The following is a 23,959-nucleotide window of genomic DNA, read 5'->3' on the forward strand; positions in this document are numbered from 1 at the left end:
TGCTGGGGTAACAACACCAGCGGCAGCTCGGCAACGGCTCACGCACCGGCGCCAGGTCCCCGTCGCCGGCCGGCCATCGCCGACGTGCTCCGCCTCGCCGCCGGCGTCGACCACGCCTGCGCCCTCACCGGCGCAGCGGCCGCGTCATGTGCTGGGGCAGCAACCAGCGCGGCCAGCTCGGCGACGGCACCACCGCCGAGAGCCTCGCCCCCCTCGCCGTCGCCCTGCCCTGAACGAACCGTCATCTACGCGTGACCCTGTGTGCCGGGTGCTGGAACCAGCACGTACGCCACATCACCAACATCGCGTCTGATAGCCGCACAGATCGCAAGCTGCGCCGTAAAATCATTGTTCCGGGTGAAATGCAATCCAGATCTACCGATGGCGCCCCAGCGGCCAGCGACAACATGTCCGGCGGGCCGGCGCCCCCGGGATCGATGGGCCGAGCTGTCGGCGGCCCGACGCTGGCACGCGACGGTGCTGGCGACGCAGAGCCGTGCAGCCGTTCTCGGCGGTACGCGACTACTTCGCTCGCTCGCTCAAGGCCCGCGAAGCGTTGGCTGCGGCCGACCCGACCAGCGTGGTCGCATCACCCGGCCTGCTCGCCGACTTCAGCGACCGCTTCGGCACCGTCCCGCACGACGCCGACCCCTGAGCGCCAGCGATACGATATCGTCGCACGATGCTCCCTTGTCGCTTCGCCCTCGCCCTCGCCCTCGCCGTGACCGCCTGCGGCCCGGCCCCCGCGGACACCAGCGATACCAGCGACACCAGCGCGGCCAGCGATGCACCCGCCAGCACCACCGAGCCCACCACCAGCCCCGACGCGCCCAGCGTCTGCCTCACGCCCCACCCTGAGGGCATCGCCGTCGCCACCAACGCCGCGCAATGTATCAACTCCGAGGACGCGGGCGGCGCCATCGAGCTGACCTACGAGACCTGGCCCGAGCTCGTGTACGACGACTGCTCCCACGCCGAGGTCGAGGTCGACGTGCCCTGCGTCGCCACCGCCATCGACGAGCAGACCACCGCCGTCACCATCACCCTGCGCTGCACCGACGACGCCGCCGAGCTCCACGAGCTCACGCTCACTGTCACCGACCCGGCCCTGTTCTTCCCGGTCTGCACCGGCGACGAATTGCGCCTGCGCTACGCGTTCAACGATTACGGCTGCCCGAACGGCGGCCACAGCGAGGCCCTGGTGCTGCGCGCCGCCGCCACCGAAGCGATCCTCGTCGCCAAATTTGTCAACCGCATCGAGCCCTGGCTCGCCCCGCTCGACCTCGCCGTCGCCGACGACGCCGGCTGCGAATCGAGCTCCAATTCCTGCATCACCACCACGCGCTCCGCCGCACGCATCAGCGAGGCGATGTCGGCACCCGCCCTCGTCTATGATGGCACCCGGCGGATCGCCGAGCTCGGCGCGCGTTATGTCGTCCAGCCCGAGCTGGTCTTCGAGACCTCGCCCGAGGGCTGCGAGACCTTCTCCAGCGTCGAGATCTTGCTGGCCCGCGTCGATCCATAACGCCCGCCGGCCCCGGCCCCGGCCCCGGGTCGGCCTGCGTGAGCACATCACGCAACTTCTCACGCGGCGACGCTCAACCTGGTTCGAAGGCCAGATGCGCAAGGCACCGAGACAGAGGTCGAAGGCGACCAGATCCGGAGCGGCGGCCCCGCGGTCGTGGCTGCGAGCAGGAAGTATTTGCTCGAGGGGCGGTGTGAATCGACACAAAGCACCTCGGAGATATCCTTCGAGACCAGAAAGCCGCCATTGTGCAGGTTCAAAAAATCGGGGTGTCGCCCATCTCGTGCATCGAGGCTGCGTGCGAGGAGCTCTTCGCATGCGGCACGCGGTCGACGGCTTCTACTACCACGTGCAAAAGTTCAGACCCGAGAGCCTGCGGGCGTTCGCCGATGAAGCCTCGCCGAGCCGCGAATGCGAGCCTTACGACCCCTCCCTATCGTACCATTACAGCACCTCGCCGTAATCCTCGAAGGTCTCTCGGCGGACGATGTCTTCCTGGTCCCTCGTGACCGTCAAGTAGTACATCGGCGGCGGGCTTTCTCAGTTCCCGCCGTCGATCACCTTGAACGCGGACCGGCGCTTTTGTGCCGTCTGCTCGCCGGACGCGATGACCTCGACGACCGCAACCTCGGCGGGCGTCTCCTCGGCCTCGCTCGCATCCTCGACCGGCGCGAGGACCGGCGCGAGCGGGCGCACGCCCTGGAGCGTGGTGACAGGCGACTCGGCCCCGGCACGCCTGTGGCGACGCGAGCCCTTCTTGGGCTTGGTGTCGTCGCCGATCTTGGTCAGCTCAGGGTCGAGGGCCGGGGCCTGCGGCGCGGGAGCTCCGTACTGGTGACGCAGCGAGTCGGGGATGTTGTCGGCGAACACCTGGCCGCGGCCCGTGCCGCGATCGGCGACGACGTAGATCGCAGCCCATGGGAACGTGCAACGCGTAACGTAGCCGCCGAACGAGAGATCCGCCTCGACGCCAACCTTGGTGAACGCGAGGTCCAGCGGGTAGCTGGGATCGAGATCGATGACGAGCCGCTCCTTCCACTTGTCGCGGACGAAGTCGGGCAAGACCGCGTCTTCGTGGGTCACGTCCACGTGCAAGCGAGGGCACAGGCCCTTCGCTTGGAGCGACTCGATGGCAGTTTGAATCGGCTTCATGAGCGACGCCGACCCTACCAAACAAGCGTCGACAGCGTCAGCCCTCGGCCTCGGATCTTGATCCGCCGCCGCCATCTTGTCCGTACCCATGCGCTCGCGGCCGCGATCTTCGAGGTGATCGGCGATTTCGACGGCGACAGCCGCGACGAAGTCCGTTCAGGTGGCTCAGACCAGGCGAGCATGCCGGACTGGCGTGTCACCGGTGACCGGCGTCTCGCCGTCGCGGCACTCGCGGAGGCCGTCGATCGAGAAGTTCACGCGGTAGCTGGCGACCGGCAAGACGGTCACATGCTTGCTCTTCACGGAGCGATGGAACATCACCGTCACCGTGTACTGCCCCGCTGAGAGATTGCGGAAAGCGTACAACCCGTCCTCGTCGGTCACCAGCTCACGTGGAGGCATGTCACAATCACAGCGGAGGACGACGCGCGCGCCGGCCAAGTGCCCTCCGGTCGCGCGATGTACGAGCCCGCCGGCTATCATCGCGGGCTGCCAGCTGAAGGGCTGGCGGTAGCCGCGATCACGCGGCGTCGGGGGGAGCGGCGGCGGCTCCGACGGAGTCACTCGACACAGCGGTGGCTGCGGAGTCGATGGCGGTGCGGCCGCGGGTCGTCGCGCGGCGCAAGCCACGAACAGCATGCAGAACACCGTGGCGGTAACCGAACGCACAGACAGATCTTCGCAGCGTCAGCGAGCACGACGCTCCAGCGCATGCCCGACAACACCACGCGCCCGCCGCTTCGTCAACGACTTCGCGCAACCGCTCTCGCCGACGCCGGCTTTTGTCCGTCGTGGCTGGGCCAACGAGTGGCCGAGGCGCGGCGCACGTCCAGGTGCGGCGTCGATGAGGCCATCTACTACGATTACGGTGGACCACCGAGGCGTCGCCGACCCGGAGTGGGTACTCGTCTCGTCACGCAGGCGGGAATGCTGATGAGAAGCTCGGCTGGTGAGAGCCGATTCCAGATCCGACAGCCAGATCCACCGCGAGCGGCCAACCGAGGCCCGCCGATCTGGTGGGGCGCGTTCGGGCGCGCGCCACATCGTTACCTGCGCCGTAGCAGCGTTGTCTGCCGCGTCATCGCGTCGTAGAGATGCGAGCGGTGCCCCGCGAGGGCGAGGTAGCCACCGAGCGTGAGGAGCCCCGCGCCGAAGGCGGCGGCGGCGACCTCGGTCCGCAGCAGCCAGCACCCGCAGGCGACCGCTCCGAGGCCGAGGAAGAGCTCCGCCTTGGCCCACCGCAGCGAGGGCGGGCGACGCCCGATCAGGCGGTAGGTCTCCGCGACGTCGTGTTCGCTGATCGCCTCTGGTCCCATATTACTGAGCATACCCGACGGCCTGCTCCACGACGTCCACATGCACGGCGAATTTTGGACCATCGCCCTCGACCTTGTGGCGAACTCGGGCCGCGGCGTCGGCGGTACTGGCGATCATGATCGGCTCAGCTTGATCGGGCCTCGTCGAGCGCGAGCAGCCCGTACTTCACTGCGTCCCACTGGTAGAAATAGCCAAACGTGTTGGAGATGGCGACCACGACGTCGTCCGAGTCGACTCGCAGTCCCATCGCGGCCGTGTACCCCGGGAAGAGGCCCCCGTGCCCGACCACCGCGCCCACGTCCAGCGACGGCATCTCGACGCCGAGGCCGTAGTACGGCGTCTCGGGATTGCCGGTGGCGACGACGTCCAGCATCTCCTCCTTCGATGCGTCCGAGAGCAGAGGCCCGCGGAGCAGCGCGTCCGTCCACGCCGCGAGGTCACCCACGGTCATGACCATCGCGCCCGCCGCCCAGGCCGCGGACGGATGATGGGAAAACGTGAGGTCCTCCCCCGGGATGTAGCCGTGCGCGAGTTCTCCCTCGACCGTCTCCTCCCCGTCGAAGTACGTCTCGTCGAGGCCCGCCGGGTCGAGGATCGTCGCGCGGACCGCCTGGCCGAAGGTCTGGCCGGTCACCGCTTCGGCGATCAACCCCGCGATGATGTAGTTGGTGTTCGAGTATTCCCAGCCCTGGCCCGGGTCGAAGACCGGGCCGAGGTCGACGCCCAGCTGGACCAATTCCGCGGGCTCCCAGACGCGAACCCCGTCGGCGATGTCGAAGAAGTTGGGGGAGTTGAGGTAATTGGCGATCCCCGACGTGTGGTTGAGGAGCTGACGAACGCTGATCTCGTCGGCCTTGGGGACCGGCGTGTCAACATAGTCGGAGATCGGCGCGTCGAGGTCGACGAGCCCGTCCTCCTGGAGGCGGAGGAGGAGCGCGGCGGTCACCGTCTTCGTCACCGACCCGATCCGGAGCCGATGGTCGACCGTCAGGGGTGCCTCGCTCGCGAGCTCCGCCACACCGGACGCGACCGCGATGGGGGGACATTGCGGCGTGCGAGCGGCCAGCACCAGCCCCACCACTCCGGCCTCGACGTGGGCGTCGGCCACGTCCTGGAGGGCGGCTTGGATGGACTCGCAGTCCGTCAACCCACCCGTGGTGTCACCGTCACTCGAGCCGGAGGAGCTGCTATCGGAGGAACTATCGCCGGAGGTCGGCGTGTCGCCTGTCGCTTCGGACACGGTAGGGATCGTCGAGCCCGACCCGTCCGCCGCCTCCGGGGCAGCCTCTCCGCACCCTCCGAGCGAGGCGGCCACGACGAGCGCGTGGAGGTGGAGAGCGGCGCGCTCGCGCTGCGTCGGGGCGGGCATCAGGAGCCTTCGCATGGGACCTCCAGGAGTGACGGAGCCAGACGTGGCCGGGCCAGATCTGGCCCACGATACCAGGTCCCGCTCAGCAGCCCTCGGGCCGCACGTCGACCTTCGGCGTCCCGTCGGCGGCCAGCACCTGCGAGCTCGTCACCGTCGCCCCGCAGGCCCAGCCGACCACCGCGTTCTTGCACTTCGAGCAGGTCACCGCGCTCAGCGTCGCGCTGACGCCCCCGGCCACGTCGATCGCCGCGTCGGCGCTGGCCCCCGTCAGCACCAGGTTCTCGAGCGAGCTCCCGCTCGCCTTGCCGGCCAGCGAGATCCCGATCCAGCTGTTGTTCGCCGTGTCGGCCGGCCCGATCGTCACCGGCGCCGCCGCCGTGCCCTTCACCAGCAGCGCCGCCGTGTCGTAGTACCCGACGACCAGACGCGCGTCGGGCTGCCCGAGCAACGCGACCCCCCCCGCCAGCGTCAGCTCGCCGTCGATGTAGAGCTCCCCGGCCCACTCGATCGGCACGCCCTGCGCCTGCCAGGTCGCCTTGCCCTTGATCGCCGCCGCGCCCGTGATCTTGATCCGGCTGTCGCGGTCGTAGGCGTTGCTCTCGGCCAGCGCCATCACGTGATTCGCGGTCAGCAGCGCCGCCACCGGCGTCGCCGCGAACTTGTTGTCCGCGAAGGCCGTCACCCGGCTCCCCTCGTCGACGCTCACGCCCGCCTTGTCGCTGCGAAAGGTGCTCGCCTTGAGGCCGATCGAGCCGCCCCGCACCGCCAGCACACCATTGCTCTCATCCCGCCCGCCGAACTCGAACACCGCCTGCTCGATCGTCGCCTCGCCCTTGCCGTGCACGGTCACGCCGCCCCAGCCGCCCGCCTCGCGCTTCTCGTGCGCAGTGAAGGTCACCGGCGCCTCCGCCGTGCCCTTCACCGCCAGCGCCGCCTGGTTGTAGTACCCGACCACCAGCGAGCCCGCCTCGCCGAAGCGCAGCTCGAGCCCGGCCGTCAGCTCGAGCTTCGCCGCCTGACCCTCGGTCCCGTCGACATACACCTCGCCGCCGATCACCAGCGGGGCCCCGGCCGGCAGCCAGGTCGCCGACTTGTTCAGGTTCCCGCCGCGGACCAGGATGTGCGCCTCTGGATCGAAGCGGTTGCCCGCGCCAAGCCCCCCCACCGCCGAAGCCGGCCCCGCGATCGCCGTCTTGCTGCCGAGCTTCTTCAGCTCGTTGTCGGTGAACGCCGCCAGCGTCCCGCTGTCCGCGATCAACAGCCCGGTCCCCTTGGCGTCGCGGATCTTGCTGGACTTCACGCTCACGTCCGCCGCCGCGACGTACAGCGCGCTCTCGTCGTTGCCCGCGTACTCGATCACCAGCCCGTCGATCGTCGAGCGCGCCGCGTGCTCGTTGAGCGAGACCCCGCGCCACACCCCCGCAGCTTTGTCGCCGGCCGCCGTCAGCACCACCGGCGCCTCCGCCGTCCCCTGCACGATCAACTTCGCCGACTCGTAGTAGCCGACATAAAGCCCGGTCCCGTCCTTGAAGCTCAGCGACGACCCGGCCTCGAGCGTCAGGCTGCCACCGTCGACGTAGTAGTCCTCGGTCACGGGCACCACGCCGCAGTCCTTCGAGATCACCCGGTGCACCTTGTCCGTCCCGCCCAGGGACTTCGGGCACTCGCTCACCCGCACCGCCGCGTCCACGCCCTCACCCGCCGCGTTCGCCGGCCCCGCCTTGCCCGCGGTCTCCCCCGCCGTCGCCGCCGTCGCCGACTTCTCCGCCGTCCCATCCGCGGGCTTGCCCTCCGGCTTCTGACAGGCGACGGCGACGAGAGCAACGAGGGCGAGCAAGGTGAGTGGGCGGGTCATCGCCGCCGGTTGTAGAACGCCCCCGGAGGGCCCCGCAAGCCCACGTGGCCGCGCCTCCGGGCCCCGCGTGATTTCGCACAGCAGGCCGCACCCGCATCGCTGCGGCGGCATGACCCTCGCCTGTCCCGGCATGGCTGGCCGTCCACGACCTCGCCCCGTCGCATCGGCCACGCTCGTCGCCCCTCGCCCGCATCGGCGAGGTCCCCTGCCGCGCCCAGGTGGCATACACTGCGGCCATCGGCGCCCGGGCCATGGACGATCCAGCCACCTCCGCTCCTCCTCCCCCCGACCCCGCGACCACCGGCGCCGGTCGGCTCAGCGACGTCCAGATCCCCGAGCTGCTGTGGCGCCTGCACGAGGCCCGCCGCACCGGCTGCCTCAAGGTCCAGTCCGGCGACGTCACCAAGCAGCTGTGGCTCACCGCCGGTCAGCCGGTGTTCGCCCGCAGCAACCAGAGCACCGACCGCCTCACCGACCGCCTGCTCGCGCGCGGCCTCCTCAGCCGCGCCCAGTACGACGCCGCCCAGACGCTGATCGCCGTCAAGGCCGGCAAGCGCATCGGCGAGATCCTGATCGAGGCCGGCCTCATCCGCCCCCAGGACCTCGACGAGGCCCTGTGCGAGCACCTGCTGCGCATGCTCGACTCGATGTTCTTGTGGCAAGACGGCCGCTGGCAGTTCGACCCCGAGGCCATCTGCGCCGAGCCCGTCACCCTCAACACTCCGACCGCCGCGATCATCATGGGCGGCGCCCGCCACCGCATCCCGCAGAAGCGCCTGTGGGAGTCGGTCGGCGCCCGCGACCAGCGCCCGCTGCTGCGCGAGGCCAGCGATCCGGCCGCCCGCGACGCCCTCGCGGCCGAGCTCCAGTTAGAGCCCAGCGAGGCGATGTGGCTGTCCCAGCTCGACGGCAGCCGCGACCTCGCGGGCATGCTCAACGACTTCGACGCCGACGAGCACGAGCTGCTCTCCCTCATCTACACCCTCAAGATGATCCGCCGCCTCGAGCTCATCAGCCCCGAGCCGCGGCCCTTCACCCGCCGCTGATCCTGCTCCGCGGGCACCTGCGCAGCGCGGGCACTTGCGGTTTGCCGGAGTTGCCTCGCAAGGGTACGTGGGTGTGGCTGGCCGTTCAGTCCTCGCCTGGTGTGCTTCGCTTCGCTCGCCCACCCGGCTGCGGATTCACGTCCAGCCACACCCACGCACCCATGCACGGGAGCGCCGTGAACGGCCCTTGCGGCGGCCCTGGTGAACTCGCGATCGCGTGGTTCGAAGCGACGCCCGAGTCGCATCCGCGACGGCCGCGGCCGCCGCGGACGCGACACCCTGGACGCGTTACCCGCCGCAGATCCGATCGCGTGCATCCGGGTATGCATGCACGTCATGCGATCGATCCGCGAACGCCGGGGAGTGCACGTGCGGTCAGCTCGTGGATCGGACAGCGAGCTCGCTGTCCGATCCACGAGTCACGCGAACACGCGAACACCCGAACACCCGCACACCCGCACACCCGCACACCGAACCACGCGAACACCCGAGCACGCGACGAGTTGTCCGCCATCGCATCTGCGGCGGGTACCGGTTCCAGGGTGTCGGGCATCTTGCGGCCGATCCCGGCCGCAAGCTGCCCGACTCGGCCCTCGCGTCGAACCACGCGATCGCGAGTTCACCAGAGCCGCCGCAAGGGCCGTTCACGGCGTTACCGTGCACGGGTGCGAGGAGGTCGATGGACGTGAATCCGCAGCGCAGGAGTGGCACGAAGTGCCATTCCAGCGCGAGGACTGAACGGCCATCGACCTCCTCGCACCCCTGCGAGGCAACTCCGGCAAACCGCAAGCGCCCGCGAAGCTCAGCGAGCCAGCACGAGCCCGCGCTCAACCTCCGCCGCGCGCGGCTCCCCAACCACCCGCCGCACGATCGCCAGCGCGAACAGGAACGAGGTCCCCGGCCCCTGGCTCGTGATCAGGTTGCCGTCCTCGACCACGTTGGCCCGCTCGAGCTTCCCGTACGCCGCGATGCGCGAGGCGACCGTCGGGTGGCAAGTCATCGAACGCCCGGCGAACACCTGGTGGGCCTGGAAGGCCAGCGGCGCCGCGCAGATCGCCGCGACGATCCGGCCGTCGCGGCTGTGCGTCCGCAGGCGCTCGCCGACCAGCTCCGAGGCGCACAGTCGGCGCGCCCCCTCGGCCCCGCCCGGCAGCACCAGCGCCTCGAAGCTGCCGGTCACCGCCGCCAGCGTGACGTCGGCGACGATGCGGACCTTGCGGCTCAGCTGCACCACCGTGTCGCTGCCCAGCGACGCGAGCGTCGTGTCGATGCCGGCTCGCCGCAGCACATCGACGATGATCACCGCCTCGGCCTCCTCGGCGCCCTCCGCGAGGACCACCAGGGCGCGCGGGAGGGCCGGCTCGAGGTCCTCGATCTCCTCGATCATGTCGTCAGTCGTCATAGAGATCCTGCGCTCCTCCTCGTCCTCGATCGCCAAGGCTACGGGTAAAACTTGGCCCAACCAAGAAAGCGGGGCGCCCAGCCTATCGCAGGCCCCGGGTGCGGGGGCGCCCATCCTCAGTAACCCCGCAGACCGCCAAAATACAACGTTCTACGGGCCCGCGGCTGGTCGGGCCCGGGTCGTCCGGAACTCGATGATGTCCGCGTGCTCGGGCACGTGGACCACGCGCTGCACGAAGATCCCCGGCAGGTGGATCTCGTCCGGGTCCAGCGCCCCGACCGGCACCAGCTCGTCGATCTCGGCGATCGTCACCCGCCCGGCCATCGCCGCCAGCGGGTTGAAGTTGCGGGCCGTGCGATAAAACTGCAGGTTGCCGAGCGCGTCGCCACGGGCCGCACGGACGATCGCAAAGTCCGTCTGCAGCGCCGTCTCGAGCACGCAGGGTCGGCCCGCGAACTCCCGCACGTCCTTGCCCTCGGCCACCACAGTGCCCGCCCCGGTCGGCGTGTAGAAGGCCGGGATGCCGGCGCCGCCGGCCCGCAGGCGCTCCGCCAGGGTGCCCTGCGGGTTGAGCTCGACCGCCACCTCACCGGCCAGCATCTGCTGCTCGAGGTCCGGGTTGCCGCCGACGAAGCTGCACACCACCCGCGCCACCTGCCGCTGTTGCAGCAGGATCGCCAGGCCCTGGCCCTGGTTGCCGCAGTTGTTCGACACGATCGTCAGCCCCCGCACGCCGCGCGCCGCGATCGCACGGATGCAGGCCTCCGGGTTGCCGCACAGCCCGAAGCCGCCGACCGCGATCGAGGCCCCGTCGCCGAGGTCGTGCAGCGCCGCCGCCACGCTGGCGAACTGCTTGCCGCTCGCGATCGAGGCGCCGCCGCCGTGCACGCTGGAGAACTGCTTGCCAGCCTCAGCTTGTGTGGTTGTCGGGACCGTCATCGCCGGGCGTTGTAGCGGATCTTCTCGCCGCCCGCACCCTCGGCTATCGTGCCCCGCGAGACCATGCTCCGCCCCACCCCGCTCGCCCTGCTCCTCCTCGCCGCCGCCGCCTGCGGTGACGCGCCCGCCCCCGGCGGTGAAGCTGGCAGCAGCAGCGAACCCGCCAGCAGCGGCGAGCCCACCAGCACCACCGTCCCGACCACCACGCAGGCCGACGCCAGCAGCGGCGAGCCCGGCAGCGGCGACGGCAGCGGCGACGGCAGCACGGGCGCGCCCGCCTGCGACCCCGACGCCCTCGCCCTCGTGTTGCGCGACTTCATCCCGAAGGACAGCGCCCGCCTCGATCAGCAGCTCGCGCCGTGCAGCGAGGACCGCTGGTACTTCGCCGCCCCCAGCGAGAGCACCGTCGAGATCACGCTGCGACGCAAGACCGGCGGCGTGCTCTCGGCCGCCGTCGCCTACCCCGACGAGCCCACCGCGCAGGTGTGGAGCGCCGCCCTGTTGCCGCCGATCGTCAGCGACGCCGGCGAGCAGTCGGCGATCTTCCCGGTCCCGCGCTCCGGCGAGTTCGCCGTGCACGTGCGCAGCGACGCCATCGATGCGGCGGCCAGCTACGACCTCGAGGTCCATTGCATCCTCGGCTGCGAGCGCGAGACGACGCGCTTCCCGATCTTGCTCGTGCACGGCTGGACCGGCTTCGAGAACATCGGCCCGCTGACCTACTTCTACAACGTCGCCGACATGCTCAGCGAGCTCGGCTACCCGTACACCGTCGCCGTCCTCGACCCCTACAACAGCACCGATGTCCGCTCCGGCCAGCTCGCCGTGCAGCTCGACGAGGCCCTGGCCTTGTGGCGCGCCCGCAAGGTCGACCTGCTCGGCCACAGCCAGGGCGGCATCGACAGCCGCGCGGTCGTCAGCAGCCTCGGCTACGGCGACCGCGTCTCCGCCGTGATGACGATCGCCAGCCCGCACCTCGGCACGTACATCACCGACCTCGCGCTGGGCCTCGCCCCCGGCGCGGTCGAGGAGGTGGTCGGCGCCCTCCTCAACTTCCTCGGCGCCGTCACGGCCCAGCAGAAGTCCGACGCGCTCGCCTCGTTTTACTCGCTCAGCGAGCAGCACATGCAGGAGGAGTTCAACCCGCAAAACCCCGACGACCCGCGCGTGCAGTACATCTCGTACACCGGCCGCACCTGCGACGCCGTCGCCTTCCTGAACCCGGACAACCACTGCCAGGACCTGGTCGACCCGCTGATCGGCTGGTCCTACGCCCTGCTGCAGCAGGCCCGCGGCGACAACGACGGCCTCGTCACCGTCGAGAGCGGCAAGTGGGGCGAGTACCGCGGCGAGATGATCGCCGATCACATCGACGAGGTCGGCCAGATCCTCGGCATCACTGACCCCAAGTTCGACCACCTCGCGTTCTACCGCGACCGCGCCCGCGAGCTCGCGCAGGCCCAGCACTGACCGTGTCGGGCCCCTCCACCAAACACCCGGGCCCCGAGCAACTGGGCCCCGAGCAACTGGGCCCCGAGCACCCGGGCCCCGAGCAGGCCCCGAAGCACCTCGCCCCGGAGCACCTCGCCCGCCTCGCTCGCGGCGAGCACGAGGCCGTCGCCGCCGAGCTCGCCGCCGCCGGAGCGCCCGCCCTCGCCGGCCAGGTGCTCGAGCAGATCTGGGACTTCCTCGGCGCCCACGCCCACTACCTCGCCGCCGGCCGCTGGCACGACCTGCTGCGCTGCGCCCTCGAGCTGGGCCGCCCCGACCTCCTCGACGCCGCCCTCGCCCGCCTGGCCGCCCGCCCCCGCGACGAGCGCGACACGGCCGTCGCCCTGCTGCAGCGCCGCGCTCGCCACCAGGAGGCCGCCCGCCTGCTCGCGGCCGACGACGCCGATCCGCGGGCCCGCGCCCGCGAGCAGGCCCGCGCCGGCGACCGCCGCGGCGCCGCCCGGACCCTCGCCGAGCACGGCCACATCCGCGAGGCCCTCTCCGCCCTCGACCCGATCGCCGACCACGACGCCCTCGCCCTCGCCCTCGCCGCCGAGCTCGCGTGGGAGCTCGGCGACGCCGAGACCAGCGTGCGCCGGGCCCAGGCGGCGATGCGCGCCCTCGCGGCAGCCGGCGTCCTGTCCGAAGCGCCAGGTCCCGAGGGACAGGTCTCCGAGGACAGGCTCGTGATCCCGCGGATCCTCGCCCGCGGCCTGGCCGCGCTCGGCCACGAGCTCGCCGCGCAGCTGGTGCTGCAAGCCAGCGGCGCGCGCCAGGGCCTCGGCACCGCCGCGCGCGACGGCGCCGCCTCGGCCGCCGTGCCCGGGCGCTACCACGTGCGTCGGACCCTGCCCGCGAGCTTCGCCGGCGCCGCCTACGACGGCCTCGACCGCGTCACCCAGCAGGAGGTCGAGATCCACCTGCTGCTCGCCGAGGTCCAGGACGCCGGGCTCGAGGCCGCCAGCGTGCTCGCCAGCGTCGCCGCCTTCGCCCGCCGCGCCGGCGCGGCCGCCGAGCTCGGTCACCCGGCGATCCGCCCGGTGCTGCGCTTCGAGGCCGGCGCCGGCCTGCTGATCCTCCCGCACGCCGAGGGCCCGCCGCTGCGCAGCCTGATCCGTCCGCCCGGCATGCCTGCGGCCCGCGCCCGCGCCCTCCTCAGCTTCCTGCTCGAGGGCCTCGCCGCTGCGCATGAGCGCGGCCTGTGCCACGGCTCGCTGCTCCCAGCCCAGATCGTCTGCGACGCCGCCGGCCGCCCGCTGCTCGGCCCCTTCGGCGCCGACGAGATCGCCGGCCTCGTCGCCACCCGCACCGGCGCGCTCGAGGAGCTGCTCACGATCACCGCGCCCGAGCTGCGCGCCGGCGGCCGGGCCAGCAGCGCCAGCGACGTCTACAGCGCGGCCGCCCTCCTGGTCGCCCTGCGCACCGGCAGCCTCGGCGGCGATCCCGAGCGCCTCCCGCCCGGCGAGCTCGCGCTGATCGCCGACGCCCTCGACCCCGACCCCGCCCGCCGACCCGAGGCCGCGGTCCTGCTGCAGCGCCTGCGCCGACGCGTCGCCGACGCGCGCGAGCTGACCGCCCGGGTCCCCGAGCAAGCTGTCCCAAAGACCATGTCCGAGGCGGGCGCGCTGGCCTCCGTCGGCGTGGTCGTGGAGGCCGGCCCCGGCTGGAGCGACGCGGAGCTCGACCTCCTGTTCGCCAGCGACGCGGCCCGCCTGCAGCCGGTGCTCGATCGCGAGGGCCGGCGCATCGTCCTCGCCGCGTGGCCCGACGGCTGCGCGCGCCTGGCCGACGACGCCGACGCCCGCGGCCTGCTGCCGCTGCTCGCCGAGCTCGGCCCGATCGCGGAGCTGCTACACCGCCGGCTGATCGCCTCGGCCTGGGTCCGCACCCCCGCGGGCGAGTGGCTGCTCGCCCTCGACCGCCTGCTGCCGCGCTAGCGACGGCGAGGTCTCAGCGCGAGGGCACGGCGCACAGGGCCTGGACCGAGTCGGCGATGAAGTGCTCGACGAAGCTGTCCTGGTCGGCAAAGGGGAACACCGGGTGCTGCTCGTCGATGCGCCCCGAGTTGAGCAGCGAGCACAGCCCGTGCATCGACAGCCACAGGCGGAAGCCGGCCGCGTCGATGTTGAGGTCGGGCCGCCACACGCCGTGCTGCTCGCCCTCGTGCAGCCACTGGATGCAGGTCTTGAGCGGCCGCAGCATCAGCTCGAGCTCCTCGCCCGACATCGCCGACCAGTCGAGCTGCGCGTGCTCCATCATCACGGAGTAGAGCCACCGGTGCGTGCGCGCGAAGACCACGTAGTTGCTGGCCATCGCCCGCAGGCGGGCCGGCGGGTCGCTGATCTCCGCGGCCGGCTCGACCACCTCGGCCTGTAGCAGCTCCGCGCCGAACAGCCGGATCTCGCGCAGGATCGAGGCCTTGCTCTCGAAGTGCTGGTACAGCGCCGTCGCGCTGACGCCCAGGCGCGCAGCGATGCCGCGCATCGTCAGTCCTTCTTCGCCGAGCTCGCTCCCGATCTCGAGGCTGGTTTGAATGATCCCTTGCCGAAGCCCTGCGCGCTGATTCCGTGACATTCCTCATCGGTAACACATGTCCGTATCGGACGGCTGTCCGTGCGCTTGCCTCTGCTCACTAGAACACGGTTCATTCGCCGGTCGGATGCTGTTCGGCGATTTGGGTGCCAGCACGCGACTCGCCCAGAAGCGCAGTTCTGTCGCGAGTTTACCGGTAGTTATCGTTCACAGTTCCGCGGCCGTGGACCTGTACGTGGCCTGCCCTGTCCTCCTTCCGTGCGAGATCTCTCTGCTCCTGAACCAGGGCTTGGTGGGCGCCTGGGAGCACCTTGGGGGCCTCGCATGCTCGCAAGTCTCGACCGTGAACGAAGCCTCGCCCTCGACCTCGCGCGCAGCTGCGGCGCGCTCGCCCTGTCCTATCAGACAGGTGGTTTGCTGGCCACGCGCGACAAGCCCAACGACGAGGGTCCGGTGACGCGGGCTGACACCGAGGTCAACGCGCGCATCCTCGACGCCCTGCGGCGCGCCTTCCCGGACGACGACGTCATCGGTGAGGAGTCATCCGCGGCGGTGACCGGGGCCTCGCGCTGCTGGTACGTCGACCCGATCGACGGCACCACCGAGTTCGCCCGCGGCGAGGACGAGTGGGCGGTGCAGATCGGGCTCTGCATCGACGGCGAGCCCGTGCTCGGCGTGGTCCACGAGGCCGGGGCCGGCCGGCTGGCGTGGGGTCAGTGCTGGCGCGGCGAGCTCGCGGGCGAGCTCCTGGTCGGCGATCAGCGCGTGCCGCTGCGCACCCGCGACGCCACGCTCGCCGGCCTGCGCCTGGTCAGCAGCAAGAGCCACGCCTCGCCGAAGATCCGCGAGGTCATGCACGCGCTCGCCATCGCCGACGATCGCAACCTGCGGATCGGCTCGATGGGCGTGAAGATGACGGCGGTCGCCCGCGGCGTCGCCGACCTCTACGTCCACGCCACCCGCGGCACCAAGCTGTGGGATGTCTGCGCCCCGCACGTGGTGCTGCTCGCCGCGGGCGGTCAGGTCAGCGACGTCCGCGGTCAGCCGCTGCGCTACGACCCGCGCCACCTCGGCAACGACCACGGCCTGCTCGCCACCCAGGGCTCGCGCCACCGCGACATCGTCGCCGCGCTCGCCCCGGTGGTCGCCAACTGGACCTGGACCTGAGCGCCCCGCTCACCGGCCCGCCACCGTCATCGCGTCGACGCGGAAGCTCGGCGAGGCGATCGCCGTGCGCAGCTCGAAGTCGTTGGCGACCGCGTCGATGCCCTGCAGCAGCTCGTCGAGGTTGCGAGAGATCGTGACCTCGGCGACCGGGCGGGTGAGCTGGCCGTCCTCGATCAGCACGCCCTCGACGCCGCGACTGAAGTGGCCGGTGCCCGGGTCGAAGCCGAAGCCGAGGGTCGCCCGCACGAACAGCCCGCGGCGCACCCCGGCGAGCAGCGCCCGCGGGCCGCGACGACCGGGCTGAAGATAGAAGTTGCTCGCGCTCGGGTGGACCAGCCCGCCGCCGCCGCCCGCCGAGCCGGTGGGCGGCAGGTCCAGGCGGCGCGCGCTGGCCGTGTCGAGCAGGAAGCCCTGCAGCTCGCCGCGGCGGACCAGCACGCGGCGGCGCGTCGCCAGGCCCTCGCCGTCGAAGCCGCGCGACGCCGGACCGCGGGCGCGCAGCGGGTCGTCGACGATCGTCACCAGCGGGCTGGCCACGCGGGTGCCGAGGCGACGCGCGAGGTAGCTGCGCTGGCGAGCCACCGCGTCGCCGAGCAGGCACTGACTGACGAGGCCGATCACGCCGGCCGCCGCCTCCGCCGAGAACACCACCGGATACACGCCCGTGGCGATCGGCGCGGCGCCGAGGCTGCGAACCGCGCGACTGGCCGCCTCGCGTCCGACCGCCTCCGGCGGATCGAGGCTGGCGAGGTGACGACCGCCCGACCAGTAGTGGCCGCTGCGGCGCCCGCTGGTCGCGTCCTCGGCCACGACCTGCGCGCGCAGGCCGACCCGGGTCCCCGCGAAGTTGCCGACGAAGCCGCCCGAGGTCACGAGCAGCGCGTGGCTCACCGTGCGCGAGCAGCCCGCCCCGCCCGACGATCGTACGCGCGGGTCGGCCTGCATCGCCGCGGCCTCGGCGAGCAGCGCCAGCCGGATCGCCCGATCGGCGCCGAGGCGGCGGATCGTCGCGTCGAACAGGTCGAGCTCGGGCCAGCGTCGGGCCAGCAGCCGCGGCGACGGCGGCTCGGCCTGCGGGTCCTCCTCGGCCAGGCGAGCCAGCTCCGCTGCGCGGGCCAGCAACGGCGACAGCGCGACCGGCCGCAGATCGCTGCTCGTCACCGTCGCTACCCGCCCGCCGCACACCAGACGCAGCGACAGCGACAGGCTCTGCGCCTCCGCGAGCTGCTCGAGCGCCCCGTCGCGGACGCTCACCGTCAGGCTCTGCCCGTGCTCGAGGCGCAGCTCCGCGTGCTCGGCCCCGAGCCCGCGCAGCTCGCCCAGGATCTGCGTCGCCCGCCGCTGTAGCCCGGCGAGCAGCACCTGCGACCCGCGCGGCAGGCTCACCGCGGCGCCTCCGCGATCGCCGTGCCGCCGACGGTCAAGCGATCGATCTTCACCGTCGGCATGCCGACCCCGACCGGCACGTTCTGACCCTCCTTGGTGCAGGTCCATGTCCCTTCGGACATCTGCAGATCCGGGCCCACCATGCTCACCGAGGCCAGCGCGGCCGGCCCGTTGCCGATCAGGTGGACCCCGCGCAGCGGCGCCGTGAGCCGGCCATCCTCGATCAGGTAGCCCTCGGTCACCGCGAACACGAAGTCCCCCGAGGCGATGTTCACCTGCCCGCCGCTGAAGCGGGCCGCGTACACCCCGAGCCGCACCGAGCGGACGATGTCCTGCGGGTCATCCTCGCCAGCGGCCAGCCAGGTGTTGCTCATCCGCGGCAGCGGCACGTCGCGGAAGCTCTGGCGCCGACCCGCCCCGCCCGGCGCCACTCCGGCCGCGCGCGCGCTGACGCGGTCGTGCAGCAGCCCGCGCAGCACCCCGCGATCGATCAGCAGGTGCCGCGTCGGCACCACCCCCTCGTCGTCGACCCCGAGGCTGCCGCGACCACCCGGCACGCGCGCGTCGTCCAGCAGCGTCACCCGCGGCGAGGCGACCCGCTGGCCCTCGCGCCCGCTGTAGCTCGAGCTGCGCTTGCGGATGAAGTCCGCCTCGAGCCCGTGCCCGACCGCCTCGTGCAACCAGATGCCGGCGTCGCCCGGCGCCAGCACCACCGGCAAGCTCCCCGCCGGCGCGGCGCGGGCCTCGAGGTTGACGACGGCGATGCGCGCCGCCTCGACGCCGAAGCTCTCGGGGCTGCGCTGCAGGAAGTACTCGAGGCCGAAGCGCCCGCCCCCGCCGGCCGAGCCCGCCTCGCGCCGACCCCCGCGCTCCGCCACCGCGGCGACGCTGAGGCGCAGCAGCGGCTGCACGTCGCGCAGCATCGGCGCGTCGCTGGCGGCCACCACGATCTCACGCTGGACCGCCGCCAGCGACGCCTCGACGCGCACGATCAGCGACGACGCCGCGCGGGCCGCCCGGTCGACGCGACGCAGCAGCGCCGCCGCATCGGCGGGCGAGACGGCGATCCCCGCCGGCACCGCCGCCGGGACCGGCACCGCCGCCGCGCGCCAGCGCGGCGCGCGAGCCTTGCCACGGGCACGCGCGACGCGGGCCGCCATGCGGGCCGCCGCCAGCATCGGGCCCGCCTCGAAGCTCTCGGCGTAGGCGAAGCCGACCGCCCCGCCCGCGAACACGCGGATCCCCACGCCCGCGTCGATGCCCGCGCCGACGCTGCGCACCCGCCCGTCCTCCAGCGCCAGGTGCAGCGAGCTGCGGTGCTCGAAGAACAGCTCGGCGTACTCGCCCCCCGCGGCCAGGGCGGCGCCGAGGAGGCGCCCCACCAGGCTCGCGTCGATCGCCGGCAAGCCGGCCGGGGACGGGCTATCCACGATCTTCGAGTGTATCAGCCGCCTCCGCCGGGTCGGGCACCGGCGGGGAGTCGCGGGGCCTCGCACGGCGTCTGTCCCTTCGACCATGCGCGGACGGCCATGTCCCGCAGGACATGTCCCACAGGTCAAGTCGCGCGCCCCCGCGCCCACAACGCGAACGAGCCCCGCGCCCATCAGGGTGCGGAGCTCGAGTCTTGTCGCCGGGGAGGCCAACTCGCCAGGCCAACTCGCCAGGCCAACTCGCCAGGCCAACTCGCCAGGCCAACTCGCCAGCCGAACTCGGCTACTTCTTGGCGGCAGCGGGCTTGGCCGGCGCCTTGGCCTTGCTCTTGGCGGCCGGGGCAGCCGCCGCGGTGGCCGCGACAGCGGCCATGGGCACGGCCTGCTGGGCGCTGGCCGGGGGCGCTGTGCCGACGGCCGAGCCGCCCTTGACGTTGTAGCGGCGCCGGAAGCGGTCCATGCGACCCTCGGTGTCGACCTCGCGGGCGTGGCCGGTCCAGAACGGGTGGCTGGCCGACGAGATCTCGAGGCGGATGAACGGCAGATCCTCACCCTTGTGGGTGCGGGTGTCGTGGGCGTGCATGGTGGAGTAGGAGACCCACTCGTCGCCGGTTGCGCCGTCGACGAACAGGACCTTGCGGTACGCGGGATGGATGCCGGGCTTCATGGTGTGCTCCTTGTCGTCCGCGTGGCTTACCAGCTCGACTTGGTGACGCCGGGGATCTCGCCGCGCAGCGCGAGGTCGCGGAAGACCATGCGGCAGAGGCCGAACTTGCGGTACACGGCCTTGGAGCGGCCGGTCAGCATGCAGCGCCGGGTCTTGCGCGTGGGGCAGGAGTTCGCCGGCAGCTTGGTGAGCTCGGCCGAGACCGCGAGCTTCTCCTCGATGTCGATCGCCGGATCCTTGAGCTGCTTGCGCAGCTCCTCGCGGCGGGCGGCGTACTTGGCGATGAGCTTGTCGCGCTTCTTGTCGCGCAAAACCTGGGAATTCTTGGCCATGGAGTCCTACGAGCGTACAGCCCCGCGGGGCTGGCAATATCCTTGAACGGGGCGGGAACCTACCCCGGTGCCGCCCCCGGCGCAAGGGCCAGGCGCGGGCGGGGCACTCATTACCTGAGCGCGGCGGCCATGAGGTCGTAGACCTCGGTGGGCGTGAGCGGACGAAACTCACCATCGTCGAGGCCGTCGGCGGTGACGTTGCCGACCGAGACGCGGATGAGCTTGAGCACCGGATGGCCGAGAGCGTCGCCCATGCGCCGGATCTGGCGGTTCAGGCCCTGGCGCAGGGTGATCTGCGCCCAGGTGTTGGTGCTCGTCTCCTTGATCACGCTGACCTCCTCGGCGGGCCGCGTGACCGTGCCGTCCTCGAGCGCGATCCCCTGGCCCAGCGCCGCCAGAGCGGCCTCGTCGAGCCGGCCCTGGAACTTCACGTGGTAGGTCTTGGTGACCGCGTGCCGCGGGTGCGTGAGGGCAGCCGCGAGCTCACCGTCGTTGGTCAGGATCAGCACGCCGCGGCTGTGGAAGTCGAGGCGACCGACGGGATAGACCCGCTGCGTCACCGCCGGCAGCAGCGACAGCACGGTCGGGCGGCCCTCGCCGTCCTTCAGGCCCTCGGCCGAGCAGACCACGCCGTCGGGCTTGTTCAGCACGAAGTAGACCTTCTTCTGCACCTGCACGATCTTGCCGTCGACGCTGATCTCGTCGCGGTCCGGATCGACCTTCACCCCGAGCTCCGACGCGATCTTGCCGTTGACCCGCACGTGACGGCCCGTGATCAGCGCCTCGGCCTTGCGCCGCGCCGCGACCCCGGCCGACGCGAGCACCTTCTGCAGGCGCACCTTGGCCGGGGCGAGCTTCTCGGGCGTGGCCCGCGGGCGCCGGGGCGCCGGCTTGGTCGCCGTCCGCGGCTTCGCTGCCGCCCGTGGCTTCGCCGGCGTGCCCTCGCTCCAGCCGCGGACCTCACGGGTGACCCCGGGCGTCGGCTTCGCCGTCGTGCTCGCCGCGGAGGTAGTGCTCGCCGCGGGTGAGGTGCTCGCCGCGGGTGCCGTGCTCGCCGCGGGTGAGGTGCTCGCCGCGGGTGCCGTGCTCGCCGCGGGTGCCGTGCTCGCCGCGGGTGCCGTGCTCGCCGCGTGACGCTCCGCCGCGGGCTTCGCGGCGATCGTTGCCGCCTCACGCTTCGGCGTGTCCAAGCTCGTCGCGGCCCGCTTCGCCAGGCGTGGCGCCTCACGCTTCGGCGCGTCCGGGCTCGTCGCGGCCCGCTTCGCCTCACGCTTCGGCGCGGCCGGGCTCGTCGCGGCCCGCGTCGCCAGGCGCTTCGCCTCGCTGCGCGGCGACTCGCCACGCTCAGCCGCCCGCGAAGCGCCAGCCTCACGGTGCTTCACCGTCCGCGGCGTCTCCCCGTTCTCGTCGACGCGCTGCGCCGCCGCCACCCGCTTCGCGGCGCGCGGGCCCGCGGCCTTCTGCTCGGCAGCGTGGGCCGCGTCGGCGGCCGCGAGCAGCCGCGCCTCCGTGCTCTGGAGCCGCTCCCGACTCGGACTCTTGCCCCCACCCACCTCCGAGCGAGGCCCCGCGCCGGGCGACCCTGGCGGCTGACTCGCCCGCGACTTCGCCACCTGCGACCGTGCGGCCCCGGTCTTGCCAGGACGCTGCGGCTTCTTGCCCGGCCGCCCCGCCCTGTCGTCCCCAGCCCCGCCCCGCGTCCGCGTCGGCCGCTCCTCCGAGGTCCGCCCCGACCTGTCCTCTCGGACAGCCCCCGCCCCGCTCCGCGTCCGCGTCGGCCGCTCCTCCGAGGTCCGCCCCGACCTGTCCTCTCGGACAGCCCCCGCCCCGCTCCGCGTCCGCGTCGGCCGCTCCTCCGAGGTCCGCCCCGACCTGTCCTCTCGGACAGCCCCGGCCCCGCTCCGCGTCCGCACCGACCTGTCCTCTCGGACAGCCCCCGCCCCGCTCCGCGTCCGCACCGGCCTGTCCTCTCGGACAGCCCCCGCCCCGCTCCGCGTCCGCACCGGCCTGTCCTCTCGGACAGCCCCCACCCCACTCCGCGTCCGCACCGGCCTGTCCTCTCGGACAGCCCCGGCCCCGCTCCGCGTCCGCGTCGACCGCTCCTCCGATGCGTCGCGCGCTCGCGGCCTGTCCTCCCGAACAACTGGTCGCGCCCTCGACCTGTCCTCGCGGACAGGCTCACGAACCTCGCTCCCACGACCACGCGACCTGTCCTCGCGGACAGCCGGAGCCCCACGCTCGCCACGCTCGGCCGCCGCCTTGCCACCGCGACCCGGCGCGGGAGATCGGCCGCGATCGCGGTCATTGCCGGGCTTGGCGGCGGGACGGCTGGGGCGCGGGGCGGCTGCACCGCGCGAGTTTCGGTCGCTGGATCGCTTCATGGGGCACCGGGCAGCCGCGTTCGCGGCCGACGAAGGCGACGGGTTGTCCCGCAAAGCCGCGCCCAACGCAAGCCGCCGGGCCCCCGCGACCGCGACCTAACGCTCGTCGTCCGGCTCGGCGTCCGCCCCGCGACCGTCGTCGTCCGCGGCGACATCGTCGACCCCGACGCCCGCAGTCGACGCCACGGCCTCCGCGACCACGACCTCCGCCTCGCCATCCGCCGCATCGTCGTCGATCTCACGCCCGACCACCACGAGCTCCGTCACGGCCTCCGCGACCTCCGCCGCGTCGACGACCTCCACGTCCGGCGTCGCCGCAGCGTCCTCAACGACATCCGTCGTCGCATCCTCCGCGACCTCAGCTTCGCCGGGCGCAGCGTCCTCAACGACATCCGTCGTCGCATCCTCCGCGACCTCAGCTTCGCCGGGCGCAGCGTCCTCAACGACATCCGTCGTCGCATCCTCCGCGACCTCAGCTTCGCCGGGCGCGTCCGCGAGCTCAGCGTCCGCGAGCTCGCTCGCCGCATCCTCCGCGAGCTCCGCCTCGACCGCCGCAACCTCCTCAACATCGCTCGCCGCATCCTCGGCAGCGTCCGGCGCGACCTCATCGTCATCGACATCGGTCGCCGCATCCTCGGCGATGGTCGCTACATCGACATCGGTCGCCGCATCCTCAACGATCGTCGCGGCCTCGTCCTGCGCGTGCACCCCGGCCGACAGATCGAGGCCGAGCACGCCCTGCCCGAGCGCCTCGGCCTCGCTCTCGCCGAGGCGGGCCCGCAGCGTCGCCTTCGACTCCTCCGACAGGTCGCGGAAGTCTCGCAGCGTCGGCATGTCTCGCAGGCTGCGCAGGTTGAAGAACTCGAGGAAGCGCACCGTGGTGCCGTACAGCAGCGGGCGCCCCGGCTCCTCCTTCCGGCCGACGATCTGGATCAGCTCGCGCTCGAGCAGCGTCTTGAGCACGGCCCCGCTGTCGACCCCGCGCACGTCGTCGATCTCCGGCCGCGTGATCGGCTGGCGGTACGCCACGATCGCCAGCGTCTCGATCTGCGTGCGACTGAGCCGGGCCGGCTTGGACTGCAGCATCTTCTGCACCCACACCGCGTTGTCCGGGTGGGTCCGAAACTGGAAGCCCCCCGCGACCTGCGCCAGCACCACCCCACGCGAGGCCGTGGCCGCCATCAGGTGCTTGAGCGCGAGCTGGATCTGGTGCTGCGAGGTCTCGGCCAGCACCTTGCGCAGCTCCTGGACCTTCAACGGCTTGGCCGCGGCGAACAGCAGGCTCTCGAGGATCGACACCAGCCGCAGCGAGGCCTCGCCCTCGACCGTCCGCAGGTCGTCCTCGGGATCGATCGGCAGCTCCTCGCTGAGCTGCACCCCGGGCGGCGCCACCGGCCGCGGCGCGTCGAATTCGGCCAGCATCGCCGCGAGCGGATCGGCCTCCGCGTCCGCCTCCGGGCTCGACACAGCGTCGGCCGCGTCACTCCCCGCAGCGTCGGCCGCGTCACTCCCCGCAGCGTCGGCCGCGTCACTCCCCGCGTCGCTCGCCGCAAGCTCCACTGCCTCCGCCTCGTCCGGCCGCACCTCGTTCACCGCGTCCGCCCGCGTCGCGTCCGCCGCGTCGATCACTTCCGCGTCGTCCGCCCGCATCGCGTCCGCGTCGTCCGCCCGCGTCTCGTCCACCGCGTCGCCAACGTCCGCGTCGTCCGCCCGCGTCTCGTCCACCGCGTCGCCAACGTCCGCGTCGTCCGCCCGCGTCTCGTCCACCGCGTCGCCAACGTCCTCGTCGTCCGCCCGCGTCTCGTCCACCGCGTCGCCAACGTCCGCGTCGTCCGCCCGCGTCTCGTCCACCGCGTCGCCAACGTCCTCGTCGTCCGCCCGCGTCTCGTCCGCCCCGTCGCTCGCCGCATCCTCGCCCGACAACGTCTCGTCCGTCTCGTCGCGCGCTCCCGCGGCGAGCTCCTGCAC

The 23,959-nt window shown here is 72.4% G+C and carries 21 protein-coding genes; 7 read left to right on the forward strand and 14 right to left on the reverse strand.

What is annotated here, in order from left to right:
* Positions 1–146: 146 nt before the first annotated feature.
* From IPJ59_RS38315 to IPJ59_RS30680, 3 genes are all read left to right on the forward strand, one after another.
* Positions 147–233, forward strand: a complete 87-nt coding sequence (locus IPJ59_RS38315) for an RCC1 domain-containing protein (RefSeq protein ID WP_366524725.1) — start codon at positions 147–149, stop codon at positions 231–233.
* A 263-nt stretch (positions 234–496) separates the two neighbouring features.
* On the forward strand, positions 497–655 hold the full coding sequence (locus IPJ59_RS30675) for a hypothetical protein (RefSeq protein WP_293274570.1): 159 nt from the start codon (positions 497–499) through the stop codon (positions 653–655).
* 27 nt (positions 656–682) lie between these two features.
* Positions 683–1,525, forward strand: a complete 843-nt coding sequence (locus tag IPJ59_RS30680) for a hypothetical protein (RefSeq protein WP_293274572.1) — start codon at positions 683–685, stop codon at positions 1,523–1,525.
* Between the two features lie 540 nt (positions 1,526–2,065).
* Here the strand turns inward: IPJ59_RS30680 and IPJ59_RS30685 are convergent.
* From IPJ59_RS30685 to IPJ59_RS30705, 5 genes are all read right to left on the reverse strand, one after another.
* The gene (locus tag IPJ59_RS30685; protein WP_293274574.1) at positions 2,066–2,752 is read right to left on the reverse strand and encodes a ClpXP protease specificity-enhancing factor SspB; all 687 of its coding nucleotides are present in this window, start codon (positions 2,750–2,752) and stop codon (positions 2,066–2,068) included.
* A 90-nt stretch (positions 2,753–2,842) separates the two neighbouring features.
* Positions 2,843–3,316: a carboxypeptidase-like regulatory domain-containing protein gene (locus IPJ59_RS30690; RefSeq protein WP_366524726.1), complete on the reverse strand. Its 474-nt coding sequence runs from the start codon at positions 3,314–3,316 to the stop codon at positions 2,843–2,845.
* 407 nt (positions 3,317–3,723) lie between these two features.
* On the reverse strand, positions 3,724–3,993 hold the full coding sequence (locus tag IPJ59_RS30695; protein WP_293274575.1) for a hypothetical protein: 270 nt from the start codon (positions 3,991–3,993) through the stop codon (positions 3,724–3,726).
* Positions 3,994–4,118: 125 nt separating this feature from the next.
* Positions 4,119–5,363: a serine hydrolase domain-containing protein gene (locus IPJ59_RS30700; protein ID WP_293274577.1), complete on the reverse strand. Its 1,245-nt coding sequence runs from the start codon at positions 5,361–5,363 to the stop codon at positions 4,119–4,121.
* Between the two features lie 82 nt (positions 5,364–5,445).
* On the reverse strand, positions 5,446–7,218 hold the full coding sequence (locus tag IPJ59_RS30705; RefSeq protein WP_293274579.1) for a hypothetical protein: 1,773 nt from the start codon (positions 7,216–7,218) through the stop codon (positions 5,446–5,448).
* Between the two features lie 251 nt (positions 7,219–7,469).
* Between IPJ59_RS30705 and IPJ59_RS30710 the strand changes: the two genes are divergently transcribed.
* On the forward strand, positions 7,470–8,264 hold the full coding sequence (locus tag IPJ59_RS30710; protein WP_293274580.1) for a DUF4388 domain-containing protein: 795 nt from the start codon (positions 7,470–7,472) through the stop codon (positions 8,262–8,264).
* Between the two features lie 802 nt (positions 8,265–9,066).
* Here IPJ59_RS30710 and IPJ59_RS30715 read toward each other — a convergent pair.
* Positions 9,067–9,666 carry a DJ-1 family glyoxalase III gene (locus tag IPJ59_RS30715; protein ID WP_293251877.1) on the reverse strand — a complete coding sequence of 200 codons (600 nt, stop codon included), beginning with the start codon at positions 9,664–9,666 and terminating at the stop codon, positions 9,067–9,069.
* 150 nt (positions 9,667–9,816) lie between these two features.
* Entirely contained in the window at positions 9,817–10,605 is a 789-nt protein-coding gene (locus IPJ59_RS30720; RefSeq protein ID WP_293274582.1) for a CoA transferase subunit A, read from the reverse strand.
* Positions 10,606–10,668: 63 nt separating this feature from the next.
* Here IPJ59_RS30720 and IPJ59_RS30725 point away from each other — a divergent pair, with 63 nt between their 5' ends.
* Both IPJ59_RS30725 and IPJ59_RS30730 read left to right on the forward strand, forming a co-directional pair.
* Positions 10,669–12,075, forward strand: a complete 1,407-nt coding sequence (locus IPJ59_RS30725; RefSeq protein ID WP_293251873.1) for an esterase/lipase family protein — start codon at positions 10,669–10,671, stop codon at positions 12,073–12,075.
* A 2-nt stretch (positions 12,076–12,077) separates the two neighbouring features.
* The gene (locus IPJ59_RS30730) at positions 12,078–14,033 is read left to right on the forward strand and encodes a protein kinase family protein (protein ID WP_293274584.1); all 1,956 of its coding nucleotides are present in this window, start codon (positions 12,078–12,080) and stop codon (positions 14,031–14,033) included.
* Positions 14,034–14,046: 13 nt separating this feature from the next.
* On the opposite strand, the gene IPJ59_RS30735 is transcribed toward IPJ59_RS30730, so the two are convergent.
* Positions 14,047–14,670: a TetR/AcrR family transcriptional regulator gene (locus IPJ59_RS30735; protein WP_293251869.1), complete on the reverse strand. Its 624-nt coding sequence runs from the start codon at positions 14,668–14,670 to the stop codon at positions 14,047–14,049.
* 282 nt (positions 14,671–14,952) lie between these two features.
* On the opposite strand from IPJ59_RS30735, the gene IPJ59_RS30740 reads away from it, so the two are divergent.
* The gene (locus tag IPJ59_RS30740; RefSeq protein WP_293251867.1) at positions 14,953–15,795 is read left to right on the forward strand and encodes a 3'(2'),5'-bisphosphate nucleotidase CysQ family protein; all 843 of its coding nucleotides are present in this window, start codon (positions 14,953–14,955) and stop codon (positions 15,793–15,795) included.
* A gap of 9 nt (positions 15,796–15,804) precedes the next feature.
* Here IPJ59_RS30740 and IPJ59_RS30745 read toward each other — a convergent pair whose 3' ends face one another.
* The 6 genes from IPJ59_RS30745 to scpB all read right to left on the reverse strand — a co-directional run bounded on the left by IPJ59_RS30745 (position 15,805) and on the right by scpB (position 23,959).
* Positions 15,805–17,181 carry a TldD/PmbA family protein gene (locus IPJ59_RS30745; RefSeq protein WP_293274586.1) on the reverse strand — a complete coding sequence of 459 codons (1,377 nt, stop codon included), beginning with the start codon at positions 17,179–17,181 and terminating at the stop codon, positions 15,805–15,807.
* On the reverse strand, positions 17,178–18,611 hold the full coding sequence (locus tag IPJ59_RS30750; protein ID WP_293251863.1) for a TldD/PmbA family protein: 1,434 nt from the start codon (positions 18,609–18,611) through the stop codon (positions 17,178–17,180). The genes IPJ59_RS30745 and IPJ59_RS30750 overlap by 4 nt, the downstream gene beginning before the upstream one ends.
* A 283-nt stretch (positions 18,612–18,894) precedes the next feature.
* Positions 18,895–19,278 (reverse strand): type B 50S ribosomal protein L31, encoded by a 384-nt coding sequence (locus IPJ59_RS30755; RefSeq protein WP_293251861.1) that lies wholly within the window; start codon positions 19,276–19,278, stop codon positions 18,895–18,897.
* 26 nt (positions 19,279–19,304) lie between these two features.
* On the reverse strand, positions 19,305–19,610 hold the full coding sequence (gene rpsN, locus IPJ59_RS30760) for a 30S ribosomal protein S14 (protein ID WP_293274588.1): 306 nt from the start codon (positions 19,608–19,610) through the stop codon (positions 19,305–19,307).
* A 110-nt stretch (positions 19,611–19,720) separates the two neighbouring features.
* Positions 19,721–21,163 carry a pseudouridine synthase gene (locus tag IPJ59_RS30765; RefSeq protein WP_293274590.1) on the reverse strand — a complete coding sequence of 481 codons (1,443 nt, stop codon included), beginning with the start codon at positions 21,161–21,163 and terminating at the stop codon, positions 19,721–19,723.
* Between the two features lie 924 nt (positions 21,164–22,087).
* Positions 22,088–23,959 carry an SMC-Scp complex subunit ScpB gene (gene scpB / locus IPJ59_RS30770; RefSeq protein ID WP_293274592.1) on the reverse strand — a complete coding sequence of 624 codons (1,872 nt, stop codon included), beginning with the start codon at positions 23,957–23,959 and terminating at the stop codon, positions 22,088–22,090.

The organism is Nannocystis sp., from assembly GCF_016714285.1.
Lineage (GTDB): Bacteria > Myxococcota_A > Polyangia > Nannocystales > Nannocystaceae > Nannocystis.

Coding starts and splice junctions, on each gene's coding strand:
- IPJ59_RS38315 (WP_366524725.1), top strand. CDS start 147: ATGTGCTGGGGCAGCAACCAGCGCGGCCAGCTCGGCGACGGCACCACC.
- IPJ59_RS30680 (WP_293274572.1), top strand. CDS start 683: ATGCTCCCTTGTCGCTTCGCCCTCGCCCTCGCCCTCGCCGTGACCGCC.
- IPJ59_RS30685 (WP_293274574.1), bottom strand. CDS start 2,752: ATGGCGGCGGCGGATCAAGATCCGAGGCCGAGGGCTGACGCTGTCGAC.
- IPJ59_RS30690 (WP_366524726.1), bottom strand. CDS start 3,316: ATGCTGTTCGTGGCTTGCGCCGCGCGACGACCCGCGGCCGCACCGCCA.
- IPJ59_RS30695 (WP_293274575.1), bottom strand. CDS start 3,993: ATGGGACCAGAGGCGATCAGCGAACACGACGTCGCGGAGACCTACCGC.
- IPJ59_RS30700 (WP_293274577.1), bottom strand. CDS start 5,363: ATGCCCGCCCCGACGCAGCGCGAGCGCGCCGCTCTCCACCTCCACGCG.
- IPJ59_RS30705 (WP_293274579.1), bottom strand. CDS start 7,218: ATGACCCGCCCACTCACCTTGCTCGCCCTCGTTGCTCTCGTCGCCGTC.
- IPJ59_RS30710 (WP_293274580.1), top strand. CDS start 7,470: ATGGACGATCCAGCCACCTCCGCTCCTCCTCCCCCCGACCCCGCGACC.
- IPJ59_RS30715 (WP_293251877.1), bottom strand. CDS start 9,666: ATGACGACTGACGACATGATCGAGGAGATCGAGGACCTCGAGCCGGCC.
- IPJ59_RS30720 (WP_293274582.1), bottom strand. CDS start 10,605: ATGACGGTCCCGACAACCACACAAGCTGAGGCTGGCAAGCAGTTCTCC.
- IPJ59_RS30725 (WP_293251873.1), top strand. CDS start 10,669: ATGCTCCGCCCCACCCCGCTCGCCCTGCTCCTCCTCGCCGCCGCCGCC.
- IPJ59_RS30735 (WP_293251869.1), bottom strand. CDS start 14,670: ATGTCACGGAATCAGCGCGCAGGGCTTCGGCAAGGGATCATTCAAACC.
- IPJ59_RS30740 (WP_293251867.1), top strand. CDS start 14,953: ATGCTCGCAAGTCTCGACCGTGAACGAAGCCTCGCCCTCGACCTCGCG.
- IPJ59_RS30755 (WP_293251861.1), bottom strand. CDS start 19,278: ATGAAGCCCGGCATCCATCCCGCGTACCGCAAGGTCCTGTTCGTCGAC.
- rpsN (WP_293274588.1), bottom strand. CDS start 19,610: ATGGCCAAGAATTCCCAGGTTTTGCGCGACAAGAAGCGCGACAAGCTC.